The organism is Curtobacterium sp. MCLR17_044 (assembly GCF_003234435.1).
Taxonomy (GTDB): Bacteria; Actinomycetota; Actinomycetes; order Actinomycetales; family Microbacteriaceae; genus Curtobacterium; species Curtobacterium flaccumfaciens.
On the sequence record NZ_QKTC01000010.1, the window covers coordinates 1 to 18,613 of the forward strand.

An 18,613-nucleotide genomic window follows, 5' to 3' on the forward strand; every position below is an offset into this window, starting at 1 on the left:
GATGTGTATAAGAGACAGGCGGGGCGGCGCGGCGCGCGCGTCAGCGCAGGGTGCTGTGGCGGCGGCCGTAGGCCAGGTAGAGCAGGGCGCCGGCGACCATCCAGATGCCGAAGGCGATCCAGGTGGTGGTGCCGAGGAACACCGCGAGCAGCACGCAGCTCAGGGTGCCGAGGATCGGCACGACGGGGAACAGCGGCACCCGGTACGAGCGCTCCAGGTCGGGCTGCGAGCGGCGGAGCACGATGACGGACACGTTCACCAGGGCGAAGGCGACGAGGGTGCCGATGCTCGTGGCGTCGGCGAGTTCCCCGAGGGGCACGAGCGCGGCGACGATCGTCACGGCGATCCCGATGATGAGCGTGTTCGCGATCGGGGTGCCGGTGCGTCGGGAGACCCGGCCGAAGACCTTCGGCACCAGACCGTCGCGGGACATCGTGAGCAGGATGCGGGTCTGGCCGTACAGGACGGTGAGCACGACGCTGGCGATGGCGACGACGGCGCCGATCGAGAACACGAGGGCGACGAGCGGCTGCCCCGTGACGTCGACGACGATGCGGACGAGCGACGCCTCGGACGACGAGAACGCGGTCCACGAGCGGGCCCCGACGGCAGCGATCGCGACGAGGATGTACAGCGCGGTGATGAGCGCGATCGAGCCGATGATCGCCCGGGGCAGGTCGCGGCGGGGGTTCTTCGCCTCTTCACCGGCGGTCGAGGCGGCGTCGAAGCCGATGTACGAGAAGAAGAGCCGTGACGCGGCGGCGGTGACCCCGGCGGCGCCCATCGGGGCCAGCGGCTCGAAGTTCTGCGCCCGGAACGCCGTGAACGCCACGACGACGAAGAAGACCAGCAGGGCGATCTTCACGATCACCATGACGGTGTTCACCCAGGCGCTCTCGCGGGCACCGGGCAGCAGCACGGCGGTGGCGAGCAGGACCAGGACCGCCGCGGGCAGGTTGACCACGCCGCCGTCGACCGGGGGAGCCGAGAGCGCGGTGGGCAGATGCAGTCCGAACACGCGCAGGGTCTCGTCGACGTACTCGCTGGCACCGACGGCGACCGCGGCCACCGAGACGGCGTACTCGAGCACGAGGCACCATCCGCAGATCCAGGCGATGCCCTCGCCCATCGTGGCGTAGGTGTACGAGTAGCTGGACCCCGAGGTCGGGACGGCGCCCGCCATCTCGGCGTACGACAGCGCGGACAGCAGCGCGGCGATCCCCGCGACGACGAACGAGATCCAGACGGCGGGACCGGCGAGCGGGACCGCGGTGCCGAGGACGACCAGGATGCCGGTGCCGAGCGTGGCCCCGACGCTGATCATCGTCAGCTGCCAGACCCCGAGCGACCGACGGAGCGGTTCCCCGTTCACACCGCGGGAGGCTTCGGCCTGCAGCTGCTCGATCGGCTTGCGGCGGGCGAGCTGCGCCCCCAGGGACGTGGGACGTGACGGCGCGGACGACATGGGACCTCGGTGGTGCGGGGACGGGGACGGCACATGCTCGCACGCCCCCTGAACGGGGTCAAATACTGCGGGGCTGTGGACAGGGCGGTCGATGTCCGAGCGCGGGGCTACGGTGGCTCCATGAGCATGGGACACGGCGGGCGAGGCGGCGGTCCGCGCGGGGGTGGGCGCATCTCGAGCGGCGACTTCCGCGCGCAGAAGGCCGCCAACGCCGAGGCGCCGAGGATCCCGCACCTGGTCCGGCGCATCGCCGCGCTGTTCGAGCCGCACCGCCGGGCGATCATGCTCACGGTCGTCCTCGTGCTGATCGGTGCGGCCATCTCGGTCGTGCCGCCGCTGCTCACCCAGCAGGCGTTCGACCGCGGGCTGTTCCCGCCGTCGGGTCGCCCGGACGTGCCGGTGCTGATCGAGCTCGTGTCCGCGATGGTCCTGCTCTGGATCGCGAGCGCCGGGGTCGGCGTCTGGCAGACGTACCTGACCGCGACGGTCGGCAACAAGGTCATGGGTGCGATGCGGATGCGCCTGTTCGCGCACCTGCAGCGGATGGAGCTCGCGTTCTTCACCCGAACCAAGACCGGCGTCATCCAGTCGCGCCTGCAGAACGACGTCGGCGGCGTGGCGAGCGTGCTGAACAACACGATCTCGTCGGTGCTCGGCAACACCGTGACCGTGATCGCCGCTGTGGTCGCGATGCTCCTGCTGAGCTGGCAGATGACGCTGGTCGCCGTGGTCCTGCTGCCGCTCCTCGTGATCGCGCAGCGCCGCGTCGGCCAGGTCCGCGCCCGCATCGCCGCGCAGACGCAGGAGTCGCTGTCCGACATGACGGCCATCACCCAAGAGGCGCTGAGCGTCTCGGGCATCCTGCTGGCGAAGAGCTTCAACCAGCAGGCCAGTGAGACCCGCCGCTACGGGGACGAGAACCGCAACCAGATCACCCTGCAGGTGCGCCAGCAGATGTCCGGGCAGTGGTTCTTCGCGATCGTGCAGATCTTCCTGTCGATCATCCCGGCGATAATCTACGTCGTCGCCGCGTACCTGATCATCGGGGACGTCCCGATCACGGCCGGCACGATCGTCGCGTTCACGACGGTGCAGTCCCGGCTGCTGTTCCCGACGGTCGGGCTGCTGCGCGTGGTCCTCGACCTGCAGACCTCCGGTGCGCTCTTCGCCCGCATCTTCGAGTACTTCGACCTCAAGCCGGCCATCACGGACTCGCCGACCGCCCGGCCCGTGGACGAGTCGAAGGTCGGCCACGTCGCCTTCGACGACGTCGTCTTCACCTACCCCGACGGCGAAGCCGACAAGCCGACCCTGCGCGGGGTGTCGTTCGAGCTCCGCCCCGGGCAGTTCGCGGCCTTCGTCGGTCCCTCCGGCGCGGGCAAGACGACGGTGTCCTACCTGGTGCCCCGGCTGTACGAGGCGACCGAGGGATCGGTGCGGTTCGCCGGGCAGGACGTCCGCGACCTGGTGCACGAGGACCTGATGCGGCACGTCGGCATCGTCAGCCAGGAGACGTACCTGTTCCACGCCACGATCGGCGAGAACCTGCGGTACGCCAAGCCCGACGCCACCGACGACGAGCTCGAGCGTGCGGCCCGTGCGGCGAACATCCACGACACGATCGCGTCGTTCCCGGACGGCTACGACACCGTCGTGGGGGAGCGCGGCTACCGCCTGTCCGGTGGCGAGAAGCAGCGCATCGCCATCGCGCGGGTCATGCTGAAGGACCCGCCGGTGCTCGTCCTCGACGAGGCCACCAGTGCACTCGACTCCATCTCGGAACACGTCGTGCAGACGGCGCTCGACACTGCGGCGGCCGGCCGGACCACCATCTCGATCGCGCACCGGTTGTCGACGATCCGCGACGCCGACGTCATCTTCGTCCTGGACCACGGGCAGATCGTCGAGCAGGGCACGCACGACGAACTCCTCGCCCTCGACGGCACGTACGCCCAGCTGCACCGGCAGCAGAACACGTCGGCGGACGTCGTCCGGCCCTGACCGGTCGTGGTCGCGACCGGGCGCCGGACAGGAGGCCCGTGGCGGCGTCCGCACGGGCCTCCCGTCCGGCGCGCAGCGCGACCAGGGCACGTCGCCCGCCGCGGGATCACGGTGCGTTGTCCGCGCACGACACATCCCAGCGGGACGCGGGGACCGCGTCCTAGACTCGACGCCGTGCGTTACGCGAACTCCGTCGTCGACCTCGTCGGCGACACCCCGCTCGTCAAGCTCAACCGGGTGACCGAGGGGGTGCGGGCGACCATCCTGGTGAAGGTCGAGTACCTGAACCCCGGTGGGTCGTCCAAGGACCGCATCGCCACCCGGATCATCGACGCGGCCGAGGCCTCCGGTGACCTGCGCCCCGGCGGCACCATCGTCGAACCGACCTCCGGCAACACCGGCGTCGGTCTGGCCCTGGTCGCACAGCAGCGCGGCTACCGGTGCGTCTTCGTGCTGCCCGACAAGGTCGGCGAGGACAAGCGCAACGTGCTGACGGCGTACGGCGCCGAGATCGTCGTGACCCCGACCGCGGTCGCGCCGGAGCACCCCGAGTCCTACTACTCGGTGTCGGACCGGCTCGTGCAGGAGATCCCCGGCGCCTACAAGCCGAACCAGTACGCGAACCCGAACGGTCCCCGCAGCCACTACGAGACCACCGGTCCGGAGATCTGGCGCGACACCGAGGGGCAGATCACCCACTTCGTCGCGGGCGTCGGGACCGGCGGCACGATCTCGGGCACCGGACGGTACCTGAAGGAGGCGTCCGACGGCGGCGTCCGCATCGTCGGGGCCGACCCCGAGGGCTCCGTGTACTCCGGCGGCACCGGTCGCCCGTACCTGGTCGAGGGCGTCGGCGAGGACTTCTGGCCGAGCGCGTACGACGCCGGCGTGCCGGACGAGATCATCGCGGTGTCGGACGCCGACTCCTTCGCGATGACCCGGCGCCTGGCGCGCGAAGAAGGACTGCTCGTCGGCGGATCGAGCGGCATGGCCGTCGTCGCGGCGCTCCGCGCGGCCCGTGACCTGACCGAGGACGACGTCGTCGTCGTGCTGCTGCCGGACGGCGGCCGCGGGTACCTCGGCAAGATCTTCAACGACCGGTGGATGCGCTCCTACGGCTTCGCCGAGACCGACGACGAGCGCACCGTCGGCTCGCTCATCGCCGGCAAGGACGGCCGCCTGCCCGACCTCGTGCACGCGCACCCGGCGGACACCGTGCGCGACGTCGTCGACATCATGACCAAGTACGGCGTCTCGCAGATGCCCGTGCTCAGCGCGGAGCCGCCCGTCGTCATCGGCGAGGTCGTCGGCGCCGTCGAGGAGAAGGCGCTGCTCGAGCAGGTCTTCACCGGCACCGCGAAGATGTCGGACGCGCTCACCGGCTTCGTCGGCGACCCGCTGCCGCTCATCGGGGTCGGCGAGTCGGTCTCCGCGGCGCGTCGTGCGCTCGAGTCGGCCGACGCGCTCCTCGTCGTCGCGGACGGCAAGCCCGTCACCGTGCTGACCCGGCACGACCTCCTCACCTACCTCTCCGAGTAAGGAACCACCGAGCATGACCGAGTTCAGCACCCGGGCCGTCCACGCCGGCCAGGAGCCCGACGAGACCACCGGCGCCGTCATCCCGCCGATCCACCTGACGTCGACGTACGTGCAGGACGGCGTCGGCGGCATGCGCAACGGCTACGAGTACTCGCGCGCCGGCAACCCGACGCGTGACTCGCTGCAGGTGCTCCTGGCCGACCTCGACGGCGGCGTCGCGGCGTCGTCGTTCGCGTCCGGGCTCGCCGCCGAGGACGCCCTGCTCCGTGCCGCGCTGGTCCCCGGTGGCCGCGTCGTGATGGGCAACGACGTGTACGGCGGCACCCACCGCCTGGTGAGCCGGCTGCACGTGCCGTGGGGCGTCGAGCTCGTCGTCGTCGACATGAGCGACCTCGACCAGGTCCGTGCAGCCCTGCAGGGCGCACCGGCCACCACCGTGCTGTGGGTCGAGACGCCGACGAACCCGCTCATGAAGATCGCCGACATCGCCGCGCTCGCGACCCTCGGGCACGAGTCGGGCGCACTGGTGGTCGTCGACAACACGTTCGCGTCGCCGTACCTGCAGCAGCCGCTGTCGCTCGGCGCCGACGTCGTCGTGTACTCGACCACGAAGTACCTCGGCGGACACTCCGACGTCGTCGGCGGAGCCGTCGTGCTGGCGGACGAGGAGCTCGCGGCGAAGGTGCAGTTCCTGCAGTTCGGCGCGGGTGCGATCTCGTCGCCGTTCGACGCCTACCTGACCACCCGCGGCATCAAGACGCTCGCGGTGCGCATGGAGCGGCACTCGCGGAACGCGCAGGCCGTCGCCGAGGCGCTCGTCGTCGCGCCCGGTGTCGAGCGCGTCTACTACCCGGGCCTGCCCGACCACCCGGGGCACGACGTCGCCGCACGCCAGATGCGCGGCTTCGGCGGGATGCTCTCGGTCGCGCTTTCCGGCGGCGCCGAGGCGGCGAAGCGGTTCGCGGAGTCGACGGAGCTGTTCGCCCTGGCCGAGTCGCTCGGAGGAGTGGAGTCGCTCATCGGGTACCCGAGCGAGATGACCCACGCGTCGGTGAAGGGCACCGAGCTGGCCGTGCCGGAGAACGTGGTCCGCCTGTCGGTGGGCATCGAGGACGCCGGCGACCTGGTGGCGGACCTGGAGCAGGCGCTGGCGCGCTGAAGCGGGCCCTGCTGCCGCGGGACTCGGGGCGCGGGACGGGGGTCGCGGGACGCGGGACGCGGGACGCGCCACCGTGTCGTCGGCGCCCGCCCCTACGATGATCGGGTGAGCACAACGGCGTCGCGGACCAGCCTGCTGAGCGGGCCGTACGCCCTCGCGACGATCGGCATGGTCGCGATCGTCGGCGTCGCGGCGTTCCAGAACCTGGCGATGACGACGATCATGCCGGTGATCAGCCGCGACCTCGACGGCGAGACCCTGTACGCGCTCGCCTTCGCCGCGCCACTCGCCGCCGGGGTGCCCGGCATGGTCCTCGCCGGCAACTGGGCAGACCGCGCTGGCGGACGGATCGTGGCCTGGGTGTCGGCGGTGTTCTTCGCCGTGGGGACCGCCGTGGTGATGCTCGCGCCGACCATGGAGGTGTTCCTGGCCGGGCGGCTCATCGAGGGGTTCGGCGCCGGGGCGATCGACGTGGTGCTGTACGTGCTGGTCGCCCGGATCTTCCCCGCCGAGCTGCACGGACCGGTGTTCGCCGGGTTCGCTGCTGCCTGGGTCGTCCCAGCGCTGATCGGTCCCGCCCTGGCCGGCATCGTCACCGACACCTGGAACTGGCACTGGGTGTTCGCCGGGGCCCTGGTGATCGCGCTGGCCGCGTTCGTCCTGCTCGTGCCGACGCTCGGCCGGTTGCACGCCCCGGCCGCATCACTCCGCCCGCCGTGGCAGCGGGTCCGGATCGGGTGGTCGGTGGCGGCGGCCGTGTCGATCCTGCTGCTCAACGTGGCGCCGGACCTGACCCCGTGGGGCATGGTCGCGGCGGTCGTCGTCGGGCTGGTCGGCACCTGGTTCGCCCTGCGGCCGCTCCTGCCGACCGGCACGTTCCGGGCCGCGGCCGGGCTGCCGTCGGTCGTGCTGCTGCGCGGGCTCGTCGCCGCGTCGTTCTTCGGGAGCGAGGCGTACGTGCCGTTCCTGCTGCAGGCCGAACACGGGTTGTCGCCGTCGGCCGCCGGGCTCGCCCTGACGGTGGCGGCACTCAGCTGGGCCGCGTCGAGCTGGGCGCACGGCCGTCTGGGGGAGCGGCGGCTCACTGCCCGGCGCACCTTCGGGGTGGGGCTCACGCTGGTGCTCGTCAGCCTGGTGACCGCGCTCGCGGTCGCGACGTTCGACCTGTCGTGGTGGGTGCTGGTCGCCGGCTGGTTCGTCGGCGGTGCAGGCATGGGCGCGATCTACCCGCGCGCCTCGATGCTGACGCTGCGGTTCTCCGGCGAGGGCGACGACGGGTTCGCGAGCTCGGCCCTGACGATCGCTGATGCCGCGGGCAGCGTGATCGGCCTGGCGGTGACCGGCCTGCTCTTCACCGCGACCGGTGGCGCCGACGGCACGGTGTCGTTCCCCCTGGTGTTCGCGGCGATGGTCGGGTTCGCTGCGCTGGCGATCGCGGCCGTCCGACGGCTCGGCCCCGTGCCCGCGCCGGTGACGACCGCCCCGGCAGGCCCGGGCGGATCCGTCCCGTCGCGGACTCCGTCGTCGCACGGCCCGGCCGCCGGGTAGCGTGGCAGACCGGACCGAAGAGGAGACCACCGTGCTGCGCATCGTCGCCGTGACCGTCGCCCTGGCGGCGGCCCTGACCCTGGCCGGGTGCCAGGGCACGACGTCGGCTGCCCCCACACCCGTGCAGAGCACCGACCTGACGAGCTCCGACGGCGGTTTCGACCAGCAGGCCGTGATCGGTGTCGTCCTGGTCCACGACGACGCGGCCCTCGCCGACCGGCTCCGCACCGACCTGACCGACGCCGGGTTCCGGCCGGACGTCCGGGTCGCTCCGGCGTCGGGGGCAGCGGCGTCCCAGCGGACCGCGGTCGCCCAGCTCGTGCGGAAGGGGGCCAAGGCCCTGCTCGTGCACGCCGCCCGACCGTCCGCACTGACCGGCGTGATCCAGACCGCCCACGACGCCGGGGTCGTCGTGGTGTCCCTCGGTGATCCGCTGCCCGCGACCGGCACCGGCGGCGACGGGGTGTCCGCCGACTACCGCGTGCCGTCGGAGGGCGACGACGCCGACACCGCGGCGACGGCGGTCGACGTCGTGCAGTCCCTGCAGCGCGGCGAGAAGCCGGAGACCGACCCGACGGACGGCGACACGACGGACGCCGAGTAGGAACGGTCCGCTCAGCTCCACCACGCCGGGAACGACAGCGTGATCGTCTCGACCAGCGCCTTCCGCGACCGTCGGGGCCCGGCGAGCCAGGCCTCGATCGCCCCGACGAAGCCCTGCGCCACGAACCCCGCGGCGACGTCGTCGAGCAGGTCGGGCCGGTTTGCGGGGTCGAGCTCGCGGATGTGCAGGGCGCTCGACACCGTGAAGTGCTCGACGAGCAGCCGGTGCAGCGAGGCGTCGTTCGGGTCCGGCAGCGCCTTGCCGTAGATGTCGCGATGCGTCGTCACGTGCTCGACGACGGCGTTGATGCCGTGCCGGGTGATGGCCACGAGCTCATCGGCCCCGGCGCCCCGGTCGGCGGCGGCCCGGCGCTCGTCGGCGTCGTCCTGCCGGATGCGGTCGAGTTCCGGCGTCAGGACGTCGGCGAGCAGCGACCCGGGGGAGACGGCGTGCGAGTAGAACGTGGCCCGGTTGATGCCGGCGGCACGCGTGACGTCGGCGACGGTGATCTCCGAGACCGGTCGGTCCGCGGCGAGCCGCAGGATCGCCTCGCGCAGCGCTGCAGTGGTGTGCAGGATCCGGGCATCCACCATGACGCCCACCCCCTTCTGATCCGCTTCACCCGGAAGGCCCCCGAGCAACCCGACGCTACCGCATGGTCCGCGCCGGGCCGAGGGGCAGCACCAGCCGCTTCACGCGGGCGGCCCGCACCGGCGGCGCCGAGCACGCACCGGCGACCGTAGGATGGTTCCGCGGACGAATCGATTCGATCGACCCGCGATCACCCCCCGCCCCCTCATCGTCGAAGGACTCCTGTCTCGTGACCGCGCCCGCCACCACCGGTTCGCTCCGGGTCGTCCTGCACCCGGGAGACTCGCTCTCCCGCGGGCAGCGGCTCGTCTACGTCTTCGTCCTGGGCGCCCTCACGGCGCTCGGTCCGTTCACGATCGACCTGTACCTGCCGGCGTTCCCGGCGATCAAGGACCAGTTCAGCGTCACCGACGGCGCGGTCCAGCTGACGCTCACCGCGACGACGCTCGGCTTCGCCATCGGGCAGCTCCTGGTCGGCCCGTGGAGCGACAAGGTGGGCCGTCGACTGCCGCTGATCATCGCGACGACGGTGCACATCGCCGCGTCGATCGGCGCCGCGACCGCGCCGGACATCGAGCTGCTCGCGGTGTTCCGCGTGCTGCAGGGCATGGGCGCCGCAGCCGGCGGTGTCGTCGCGATGGCGACGGTGCGTGACCTGTTCGGCGGCAAGCCGCTGGTGCGCATGTTGTCCCGCCTGGCGATGGTGAACGGCCTCGCGCCGATCCTCGCGCCGCTCATCGGTTCGCAGATGCTGCAGTTCACCAGCTGGCGCGGCATCTTCGTCTTCCTCGCCTGTTACGGCCTGGCGGTGGTCATCGCCTCGATCCTGCTCATCGTCGAGACCCTGCCGCCGGCCCGCCGGCACGAGGCCGGGCACTCCACCATCGGCCAGCGCTACAAGGCGCTGTTCTCCGACCGGATCTTCGTCGGCGTCGCGCTCATCGGCGCCATGGTGTTCAGCGGACTGTTCTCGTACCTCAGCGCGTCACCGTTCCTGTTCCAACAGGTCTACGGGCTCGACGCGCAGCAGTACGGGCTGCTCTTCGCCGTCAACTCCGTCGGGGTCGTCCTCGGCGTGCAGATCTCGTCGCGGCTCGCCCAGCGGGTCGGTCCGCAGTGGATCCTGGCGTGCTCGACCGCGACCCTGCTGCTGGCGTCGCTCGCGATCATCGTCCTCGACCAGCTCGGGGCCGGTCTGGTCGGCGTGCTCGTCCCGCTGTGGTTCTTCATCGCCGCGTGCGGGTTCTCGTTCCCGCTCGTGCAGGTCATCGGTCTCGCCGCCCACGGGAAAGAGGCGGGAACAGCCGCCTCGGTGCTCGGCGCCCTGAACTTCGGCGTCGCCGGGCTCATCTCGCCGGTGGTCGGCTGGCTCGGCATCACGACGGCCACCCCGATGGCGATGGTGATGGCGTCGACCGCCGCCGTCGCGATCCTGATGCTCTGGTTCGTGGTCCGCCCGCGGACGGTCCCCGCGCTGACGCACTGACGACCCGGGCCGCCGCGGGCTCCGGTCCCTAGGCTGTGCCCATGAGCGACGCGACGGAGCGGGCACGGGCGGCTGCCGAGGCAGCGAGACAGGCCGCCGACGAGGCACGTCGGCTCGCCGACGAAGCGGCGCGGCGAGCCGAGGAGCTCGCCGCCGCACTGGCGGCGGAGGAGCAGGCGGTCCTCACCGCGGACGCGGAACCCGCGGTCGTCGGGTCCCCACCACCCACCGGCCTGGAGGCGCGGCTCGCGCCCGACGCGGAGCCCGCCCCTGCGGCCGCACCGGCTCCCACCACCCCTGCCGCGGCGGTCGACGCGACCGCCCCGGATCCGGTGGCGACGGCGGCGACCGGCACCGTGCCTCCCGTCCGTGCAGAAGCCGGCCCGCTCGGACCGGACGCGGTCGCGGCGATCCGTGACGGATACGCCGTCGACGGCGGTGCGATCGAACTCGGTTCCCTGGTCAACGGCGCAGCGGTGCCCGAGGTGCAGGTCCGGATCCCGCTCGCGATGCTGAACCGGCACGGGCTGGTGGCCGGGGCGACCGGCACCGGCAAGACCCGCACGCTGCAGGTGCTCGCCGAGCAGATCGCGGCGAACGGGGTGCCGGTGTTCGCCGCCGACATCAAGGGCGACCTGTCGGGTCTGGCCGTCGCGGGGCAGGCGAACGACAAGCTGCTCGACCGCGCCGCGGGCATCGGCCAGCAGTGGCAGGGTGTCGCGAGCCAGGCCGAGCTGTTCTCACTGGGCGGGCAGGGCACCGGCGTGCCGATCCGTGCCACCGTCTCCGGGTTCGGGCCGCTGCTGCTGTCGAAGGTGCTCGGCCTGAACGACACGCAGGAGTCCTCGCTCGGGCTGGTGTTCCACTACGCCACGCAGCAGGGCCTGGCGCTGGTGGACCTCGACGACCTGCGGAGCGTGCTGACGTTCCTGGTGAGCGAGCAGGGCAAGGGCGAGCTCGCCGAGCTCGGGGGCCTGTCGAAGCAGACCGCCGGGGTGATCCTGCGGGAGCTCGTCACCTTCGCCGACCAGGGGGCCGACCAGTTCTTCGGCGAGCCCGAGATCGACACGCAGGTGTTCCTGCGGACGGCGGCGGACGGGCGCGGGATCGTCAGCCTGCTCGAGGTGCCCGGGGTGCAGGACCGCCCGGAGGTCTTCTCGACGTTCCTGATGTGGCTGCTGGCGGACCTGTTCAACGAGCTGCCGGAGGTCGGCGACCAGGACGAGCCCAAGCTCGTGTTCTTCCTGGACGAGGCGCACCTGCTGTTCACCGGGGCGTCGAAGGACTTCACCGAGCAGATCGTGCGGACCGTGCGGCTCATCCGGTCGAAGGGCGTCGGGGTCTTCTTCGTGACGCAGACCCCGAAGGACGTGCCGAACGACGTGCTGGCGCAGCTCGGGTCGCGCATCCAGCACCAGCTGCGCGCCCACACCCCGGACGACGCGAAGGCGCTCCGGGCGACGGTGTCGACCTACCCGACGAGCGACTACGACCTGGGCGAGGTGCTCACGTCGCTCGCGACCGGCGAGGCGATCGTCACGGTGATGAACGAGCGGGGCGCGCCGACCCCCGTCGCGTGGACCCGGCTGCGCGCACCCCAGGGGTCGATGGACCCGATGCCGGCCGACGAGATGGCCGCACGGGTGCAGGCCTCACCGCTCCTGGCGACCTACGGCACCCGCGTCGATCCGGACTCGGCCCGCGAGGTGCTCGCGCGCCGGATGGAGTCGGCGGCCGCTGCGGCCGACGCCGCCGCTGCAGCCGACGAGGCCGCTGCTGCCGCGGCGGACGCGTCGGCGGACGCCCAGCAGGAGTACGAGCGGCAGCAGCGGGAGTTCGAGCGGGCCGAGCGAGCGTCGGAGGCGCGACGGTCCGGTCGGTCCGGTCGGTCCGGCGGCTCCGGTCGGTCGGGCGGGACGCAGCGGTCCGGGACGCGGCGATCCGCGGGGGACCCGCTGTCGGACCTGCTCGGCTCCGGGCTGGGCGGGACCATCGCGAAGGAAGTGGTGCGCGGGATCTTCTCGACGCTGCGGCGGCGGCGCTGAACGGTGCCGTGCGGTGGCCGCTGACCGGCCAGCCGGTGGGTCAGCGGGCGTTGAGACCGGCGAACTCGACGGCGAGCAGCCCGCCGACGACCAGCACGACGAGGCCGCCGACGAGCAGGAACGCCGACCGCTGCTCGTACCAGGCGCGGCTCGTCGGGTAGCGCTTCGCGAAGGTGCGGGCCGAGACCGGTCGAGCATCCTCGACGACCTGCACGCCGAGCGCGTCGACGACCCGGTCGAGCCCGTCGTCGCCCCACACATCGGCGCGGAGCCGGAAGAGGTGGGTGCCGGTCCGGTCGAAGGCGACGAGTTCCCGGACGGTCCGGTCCACCGACGAGCCGAAGGTCGTGGCGAGCACCAGGCTGTGCACGCGCTCGCGGGGGATCCGCCGGTGCGCCGTGAGGACCCCGCGGATCGTCAGGCCGTCGTCGTCGATCCCGATGAACGCGGTGTGCAGTCGGACGAACACGATGCCGACGGCCGCGGCCATCGCGACGACGATCCCGGCGAACACGGCCCACGTGCGGAACGGGAACGAGACCCAGACCAGGGCGACGGCGAGCGGTACGGCCGAGAAGGCGATGCTCAGCGCGGTGGAGCGGACGAGGGACCGGCGCGGACGGAGGACCGTGTCGAAGACGGCGGGCCGCACGGGTACTGCGGGCACGGTGGTGTCCCCCATGGCGCGTCTCCTCGTCCCCTCGGGTGTTCCGGGCACGCTGATCAGCACGCCCTCCGAGCGACGCCCCTGCCGCTCGATGCACCGCGGTCGGCTCGTCCCGGAGCCGTTCGCTCGGCCAGCATAGGCGACCGACGGGTACCGGGGACAGCCCGTTCCACCCCTGGTCAGCGTTTCCCGGCCAACCGAGGGGGAACAGGGCACGCGCTCGTCCGCAGGGTGGGGGACCGCACGGTCGTGGAACGACGAAGGACCCGCACCGATCGGTGCGGGTCCTTCGTGGTTGTTCGGCCTTGCTCGCTGCGGAGAATGGGGGATTCGAACCCCCGAGGGCTTGCACCCAACACGCTTTCCAAGCGTGCGCCATAGGCCACTAGGCGAATTCTCCTGACACCGTCTCGCGACGGCGACACCCAATGGTACAGGTTCTGCGCGGTGCTCACGACCGCATGTCGTCGGCGCCGGTGCTCCCAGATGTCGTGACATGTCCGGCGACTACCCTGGGCCTCGTGTCGACCCGCATCTACATCACGTCAGCAGAAGGGCACACGGGCAAGAGCACCGTCGCCCTCGGTGTCCTCGAGACCCTCGCCCGGTCCGTCGGCCGCGTCGGCGTGTTCCGGCCCGTCGCCAGATCGGTCGTCGAACCCGACTACGTGCTCGAGCTGCTGCTGCAGCACACGGCTGTCGGCATCTCGTACGACGACGCGGTCGGGGTCACCTACGACGACGTGCACGCCGACCCCGAGGCGGCGCTCGGCACCATCGTCACCCGGTTCGCCCAGGTCGAGCGGCAGTGCGACGCCGTCGTGGTGCTCGGGTCCGACTACACCGACGTGGGCAGCCCCACCGAGCTGTCCTTCAACGCGAAGGTCGCCGCGAACCTCGGCGCTCCGGTGCTCCTCGTGCTCGGTGGCCGCGACGCCGCCGAACGAGCGGCCCGCACCCCCGAGGGCATGGCGCAGGTGGCGGACGTCACGACGAGCGAGCTGCGGGCGGCACACGCGCAGCTGTTCGGCGTCGTGGTGAACCGTGCCGACCCGGACGCCCTCGCCGCCATCGTGACGAGCGTCGAGCAGGCCGTGCACGACGACCACCCCGACGTGCCGGTGTGGGCGATCCCCGAGGACCGCGTGCTCGTCGCCCCGACCGTCCGTGCCCTGCTGCAGGCCACCGGCGCCACCCTGGTCCGCGGTGACGACGCCCTGCTCGACCGCGAGGCCCTCGGTACCGTCGTCGCGGGCATGAGCATGGAGAACGTGCTGCCCCGGCTGATCGAGGGTGGCATCGTCGTCGTCCCCGGTGACCGGAGCGACGTCCTCATCGCCACGCTGCTCGCCAACCAGTCCGAGACGTTCCCGAGCCTGGCCGGCGTCATCCTGAACGGCGGGTTCGAGATCGCCCCGCAGGTGTCGCGGCTGCTCGAGGGCCTGTCGAGCTCGCTGCCGATCGCGCAGAACGACCTCGGCACGTACGACACCGCCCTCCGGATCACCCAGACCCGTGGCCGCCTGGCCGCCGACTCACCCCGGAAGGCCGACCTCGCGCTCGCCCTGTTCGAGCAGCACGTCGACGCCGAGGCCCTGCGCGACCGCCTGCAGCTCGCCCCGTCCGGGGTCGTCACCCCGCTCATGTTCGAGCACGGCCTGCTCGACCGGGCGCGCAGCTACGGCAAGCGCATCGTCCTGCCCGAGGGCGAGGACGACCGCATCCTCCGTGCCGCCTCCACCCTGCTGCAGCGTCAGGTCTGCGAGCTCACGATCCTCGGCGACCCCGCCGCGATCCGCACGCGGGCGACCGAGCTCGGCCTCGACCTCGAGGCCGCGCAGCTCGTGTCGCCGTTCGACCCCGAGCTGCGTGAGCGCTTCGCCGAGGAGTACACCCGGCTCCGCGCCCACAAGGGGATGTCGATCGAGCTCGCCCGCGACACCGTCACCGACGTCTCGTACTTCGGCACGATGATGGTGCAGCTCGGGCTCGCCGACGGCATGGTCTCCGGCGCGAAGCACACCACCGCGCACACCATCCGGCCGTCGTTCGAGATCATCAAGACCCGTCCGGACACCTCGATCGTGTCGAGCGTGTTCCTGATGGCGCTCGCCGACCGCGTGCTCGTCTACGGCGACTGCGCGGTGATCCCGGACCCGACGAGCGAGCAGCTCGCCGACATCGCGATCTCGTCCGCCGAGACCGCGACCCAGTTCGGCATCGACCCCCGCGTCGCGATGCTCAGCTACTCCACCGGCGACAGCGGCTCCGGCGCCGACGTCGACAAGGTGCGCGCCGGCACCGCGTTCGTGCGGGAACGCCGGCCCGACCTGCTCGTGGAGGGCCCGATCCAGTACGACGCCGCAGCCGACCCCACGGTCGCGTCGACGAAGATGCCGGACTCCCCGGTCGCCGGCCGCGCGACGGTGTTCATCTTCCCGGACCTCAACACCGGCAACAACACGTACAAGGCCGTGCAGCGCTCGGCCGGCGCCGTGGCGATCGGCCCGGTCCTGCAGGGCCTGCGCAAGCCGATCAACGACCTGTCGCGCGGCGCCCTGGTGGGCGACATCGTGAACACCGTCGCGATCACCGCGATCCAGGCCGGCACCGCGACCGACGCGGCCTGACCGCCCGACCCGCACCGCGCCTCCAGGCCCGACAGAAAGTGACCACCCCGTGACCGCAGCCCTCGTCGTCAACTCCGGCTCGAGTTCGTTCAAGTACCAGCTCATCGAGCTCGAGGACGAGCGCACGCTCGCCTCCGGGCTCGTGGAGCGCATCGGCGAGTCCGCCGGGGCCTGGAAGCACACCAACGCGCTGACGGGGGAGTCGTCGTCCAACGACGCCGCGTCGGTGCCCGACCACGCGGCCGGGTTCCAGGCGATGATCGACGCGTTCGCGAAGGTCGGGCCGTCGTTCGACGAGCACCCGCCCGCCGTCGTCGGCCACCGTGTCGTGCACGGCGGCACCACCTTCGACCGTGCGACGGTCGTCACGGATCAGGTCGAGCAGCAGATCGAGGACCTCAACAGCCTCGCGCCGCTGCACAACCCTGCGAACCTCGAGGGGATCCGCGCCGCGAAGCAGGTCTTCTCGGACGTCCCCCACGTCGCCGTGTTCGACACCGCGTTCCACCAGACGATGCCGCCGCACGCGTACACGTACGCAATCCCCGCCGACCTGGCCGCCGAGTACGGGATCCGCCGATACGGCATGCACGGCACCAGCCACAAGTACGTCTCCGAGCAGGCCGCGGAGTTCCTCGACCGGCCACTCGCCGAGCTCAAGACGATCGTGCTGCACCTGGGCAACGGCGCCTCGGTCGCGGCGATCGACGGCGGCAAGTCCATCGAGACCTCGATGGGGCTCACCCCGCTCGAGGGGCTCGTCATGGGCACCCGCTCCGGCGACCTCGACCCCGCGGTGCTCATCCACCTGCACCGCGAGGCCGGGATGACCTTCGACGAGCTCGACACCATGCTCAACAAGCGGTCCGGCCTGCTCGGCCTGACCGGCAACGGTGACATGCGCGACGTGCAGGACGCCGCCACCAAGGGCGACGAGCAGGCGGAGGCGGCGCTCGCCGTGTACCGCCACCGCATCCGTCGCTACGTGGGCGCCTACACGGCGCAGCTCGGTGGGCTCGACGCGGTCGTGTTCACCGCGGGGGTCGGCGAGAACAACGCGCTGCTGCGGCGGCGCGTGCTCGCGGGGCTCGAGCACCTGGGCATCGAGATCGATCCGGACCGGAACGAGCTGGCATCGCGGGACGCCCGCCGCATCTCCACCGACGGCTCACGGGTCGCGGTGCTCGTGATCCCGACGAACGAGGAGCTCGAGATCGCCCGGCAGTCGGCTGCGGTCGCGCTCTGACGCGTGGCGCCGCGGCGCCGCGCGGCGCGGCGTCGGGGCGTTGCGGCGGCACGGTGCGGTGTTAGTGGGCTGGTGCGGGGTTGCCTGCTGGGTGCGCGCTTGCAGCGCGGCACGGGGCGTGGAAGTCCGCACGGGGTGAGTAGGTGCGCACGGTGCGGACGGGAGGCGCGGGGCGGGCAGGTTCCGTGCCTCCCGTCCGTCGGTGGGTCGCGTCCGGTGCACGGTGCGGGGTTGCCTGGTGGGTGCGCGCTTGCAGCGCGGCACGGGGCGTGGAAGTCCGCACGGGGTGCGCAGGTGCGCACGGTGCGGACGGGAGGCGCGGGGCGGGCTGGCGCCGTGCCTCCCGTCCGGTGCACGGTGCGGTGTTTGTCGGTGGGTGCGGGGGTGCCTGCTGGGTGCGCGCTTGCAGCGCGGCACGGGGCGTGGAAGTCCGCACGGGGTGCGCAGGTGCGCACGGTGCGGACGGGAGGCGCGGGGCGGGCTGGCGCTGTGCCTCCCGTCCGCCGGTGGGTCGCGTCGCGGCGGCACGGTGCAGCATTCGTCGGTGGGTGCGGGGCTGACTGGTGGGTGCGCGCTTGCAGCGCGGCACGGGGCGTGGAAGTGCGCACGGGGTGAGCAGGGGCGCACGGTGCGCGGCCCGGCACCTTCGGCGAGGAGCCCGCACGGGGTGACGAAGCGCGCACGGTGCGCGCCGCGCGGACCGGTCAGGTGAGCGCGTTCAGCGCCGCCGGGATCGGGGTGTCGCCGCTGGTGACCTCGAACTGCACGCCGACTGCGGCGTCGTCGAGCAGTGCGTGCAGGACGACGGTCGCGACGTCCGCGCGGGGGATCGAGCCGCGCGGGACCGTCCGGCCGACGTGGACCGTGCCCTGCGGCGGCGTGTCGAGCAGGCCGCCGGGACGCACGATCGTCCAGCGGAGGCGTCGGGCCCGCAGGTTCGCGTCCGCCTCGGCCTTCGCCCGCAGGTAGACCTGGAACACCGCGGCGTCGTCCTGTGCGGGCACGACGGCGAGCTCGGGGTCGTAGGTGTCGGCCGCCATCGCGGAGATCATCACGTACCGCTCGATGCCGGCACGCTCGGCGGCGTCGGCGAGCAGGATCGCACCGTCACGATCGACGGTGAGCTTCCGTTCGGCGCCGCTGTTCGGCCCGGCACCGGCGGCGAAGACCACGGCATCGACACCGCGCAGGCGGAGCGCGAGGTCGTCGTCGCCGAGCTGCTCCAGGTCGGCGACGATCGCACGCGCCCCCTGTTGCTCGACGTCGGCCACGTGCGCGGGGTTGCGGACGATCGCGACGGCGTCGTGGCCGGCGTCGGTGATCTGGCGGGCGAGGAGCAGGGCGATCTGGCCGTGTCCTCCGGCGATGGCGATCTTCATGTGTTCGAGTCTGCCCGTTGCGTCCGGTAGACTTCTCGGCGGCTCCTCACGTGACGCCATCCAGGCCAACTCCCCCAGGGCGGAAACGCAGCAAGGGTAACCAGGCTCTGGCGGGTGCGTGAGGAGTCTTCTTCATTCCGGGTCGAGTCAGCTCCCCGGTGTCCGCCCCCCGTTCGGGAGGTCTCGCGTCCTTTTTCGTCGATGCTTGCGGACAGCTTCCTGATCATGTGTAAAGATCTGCCTCAGGAATCCC

Annotated in this window: 13 protein-coding genes, 1 tRNA gene and 1 other RNA gene; 10 read left to right on the top strand and 5 right to left on the bottom strand. The window is 72.1% G+C overall.

Features of this window, described 5'->3' with window-relative positions; all coding sequences use genetic code 11:
- Positions 1-40 precede the first annotated feature (40 nt).
- The gene (locus tag DEJ04_RS08470) at positions 41-1,465 is read right to left on the bottom strand and encodes an amino acid permease (protein ID WP_111046802.1); all 1,425 of its coding nucleotides are present in this window, start codon (positions 1,463-1,465) and stop codon (positions 41-43) included.
- 126 nt (positions 1,466-1,591) lie between these two features.
- Between DEJ04_RS08470 and DEJ04_RS08475 the strand changes: the two genes are divergently transcribed.
- The 5 genes from DEJ04_RS08475 (at position 1,592) to DEJ04_RS08495 (ending at position 8,316) form a co-directional block, all read left to right on the top strand.
- Positions 1,592-3,466 (top strand): ABC transporter ATP-binding protein, encoded by a 1,875-nt coding sequence (locus tag DEJ04_RS08475; RefSeq protein WP_071405027.1) that lies wholly within the window; start codon positions 1,592-1,594, stop codon positions 3,464-3,466.
- Positions 3,467-3,640: 174 nt separating this feature from the next.
- A complete protein-coding gene (locus DEJ04_RS08480) occupies positions 3,641-5,005 on the top strand; it encodes a cystathionine beta-synthase (protein ID WP_110863383.1) in 1,365 nt (454 codons plus the stop codon).
- 13 nt (positions 5,006-5,018) lie between these two features.
- Positions 5,019-6,164, top strand: a complete 1,146-nt coding sequence (locus tag DEJ04_RS08485; protein WP_056070707.1) for a cystathionine gamma-synthase — start codon at positions 5,019-5,021, stop codon at positions 6,162-6,164.
- A gap of 105 nt (positions 6,165-6,269) precedes the next feature.
- Positions 6,270-7,712 carry an MFS transporter gene (locus DEJ04_RS08490; protein ID WP_111046803.1) on the top strand — a complete coding sequence of 481 codons (1,443 nt, stop codon included), beginning with the start codon at positions 6,270-6,272 and terminating at the stop codon, positions 7,710-7,712.
- 1 nt (position 7,713) lies between these two features.
- Complete coding sequence (locus tag DEJ04_RS08495) at positions 7,714-8,316, top strand: substrate-binding domain-containing protein (protein ID WP_111022264.1); 603 nt, start codon at positions 7,714-7,716, stop codon at positions 8,314-8,316.
- An 11-nt stretch (positions 8,317-8,327) separates the two neighbouring features.
- On the opposite strand, the gene DEJ04_RS08500 is transcribed toward DEJ04_RS08495, so the two are convergent.
- Positions 8,328-8,909, bottom strand: a complete 582-nt coding sequence (locus DEJ04_RS08500) for a TetR/AcrR family transcriptional regulator (RefSeq protein ID WP_146248676.1) — start codon at positions 8,907-8,909, stop codon at positions 8,328-8,330.
- 227 nt (positions 8,910-9,136) lie between these two features.
- Between DEJ04_RS08500 and DEJ04_RS08510 the strand changes: the two genes are divergently transcribed.
- The gene (locus tag DEJ04_RS08510; RefSeq protein ID WP_051596893.1) at positions 9,137-10,393 is read left to right on the top strand and encodes a multidrug effflux MFS transporter; all 1,257 of its coding nucleotides are present in this window, start codon (positions 9,137-9,139) and stop codon (positions 10,391-10,393) included.
- 41 nt (positions 10,394-10,434) lie between these two features.
- Positions 10,435-12,438 carry a helicase HerA-like domain-containing protein gene (locus tag DEJ04_RS08515; protein WP_111046806.1) on the top strand — a complete coding sequence of 668 codons (2,004 nt, stop codon included), beginning with the start codon at positions 10,435-10,437 and terminating at the stop codon, positions 12,436-12,438.
- A 40-nt stretch (positions 12,439-12,478) separates the two neighbouring features.
- On the opposite strand, the gene DEJ04_RS08520 is transcribed toward DEJ04_RS08515, so the two are convergent.
- Positions 12,479-13,120: a hypothetical protein gene (locus DEJ04_RS08520; protein ID WP_111038074.1), complete on the bottom strand. Its 642-nt coding sequence runs from the start codon at positions 13,118-13,120 to the stop codon at positions 12,479-12,481.
- 300 nt (positions 13,121-13,420) lie between these two features.
- Positions 13,421-13,505: transfer RNA gene (locus tag DEJ04_RS08525), tRNA-Ser, on the bottom strand.
- 121 nt (positions 13,506-13,626) lie between these two features.
- Between DEJ04_RS08525 and pta the strand changes: the two genes are divergently transcribed.
- Both pta and DEJ04_RS08535 read left to right on the top strand, forming a co-directional pair.
- Entirely contained in the window at positions 13,627-15,735 is a 2,109-nt protein-coding gene (gene pta / locus DEJ04_RS08530) for a phosphate acetyltransferase (RefSeq protein ID WP_071405020.1), read from the top strand.
- A gap of 49 nt (positions 15,736-15,784) precedes the next feature.
- A complete protein-coding gene (locus DEJ04_RS08535) occupies positions 15,785-16,981 on the top strand; it encodes an acetate/propionate family kinase (protein ID WP_027466390.1) in 1,197 nt (398 codons plus the stop codon).
- 704 nt (positions 16,982-17,685) lie between these two features.
- On the opposite strand, the gene DEJ04_RS08540 is transcribed toward DEJ04_RS08535, so the two are convergent.
- Complete coding sequence (locus DEJ04_RS08540; RefSeq protein WP_071405018.1) at positions 17,686-18,360, bottom strand: SDR family oxidoreductase; 675 nt, start codon at positions 18,358-18,360, stop codon at positions 17,686-17,688.
- A 37-nt stretch (positions 18,361-18,397) separates the two neighbouring features.
- Here DEJ04_RS08540 and ffs point away from each other — a divergent pair.
- An RNA gene (ffs, locus tag DEJ04_RS08545) (signal recognition particle sRNA small type) lies at positions 18,398-18,494 on the top strand.
- Positions 18,495-18,613: the final 119 nt, after the last annotated feature.

Coding starts and splice junctions, on each gene's coding strand:
- DEJ04_RS08470 (WP_111046802.1), bottom strand. CDS start 1,465: ATGTCGTCCGCGCCGTCACGTCCCACGTCCCTGGGGGCGCAGCTCGCC.
- DEJ04_RS08475 (WP_071405027.1), top strand. CDS start 1,592: ATGGGACACGGCGGGCGAGGCGGCGGTCCGCGCGGGGGTGGGCGCATC.
- DEJ04_RS08485 (WP_056070707.1), top strand. CDS start 5,019: ATGACCGAGTTCAGCACCCGGGCCGTCCACGCCGGCCAGGAGCCCGAC.
- DEJ04_RS08500 (WP_146248676.1), bottom strand. CDS start 8,909: ATGGTGGATGCCCGGATCCTGCACACCACTGCAGCGCTGCGCGAGGCG.
- DEJ04_RS08515 (WP_111046806.1), top strand. CDS start 10,435: ATGAGCGACGCGACGGAGCGGGCACGGGCGGCTGCCGAGGCAGCGAGA.
- DEJ04_RS08520 (WP_111038074.1), bottom strand. CDS start 13,120: ATGGGGGACACCACCGTGCCCGCAGTACCCGTGCGGCCCGCCGTCTTC.
- DEJ04_RS08540 (WP_071405018.1), bottom strand. CDS start 18,360: ATGAAGATCGCCATCGCCGGAGGACACGGCCAGATCGCCCTGCTCCTC.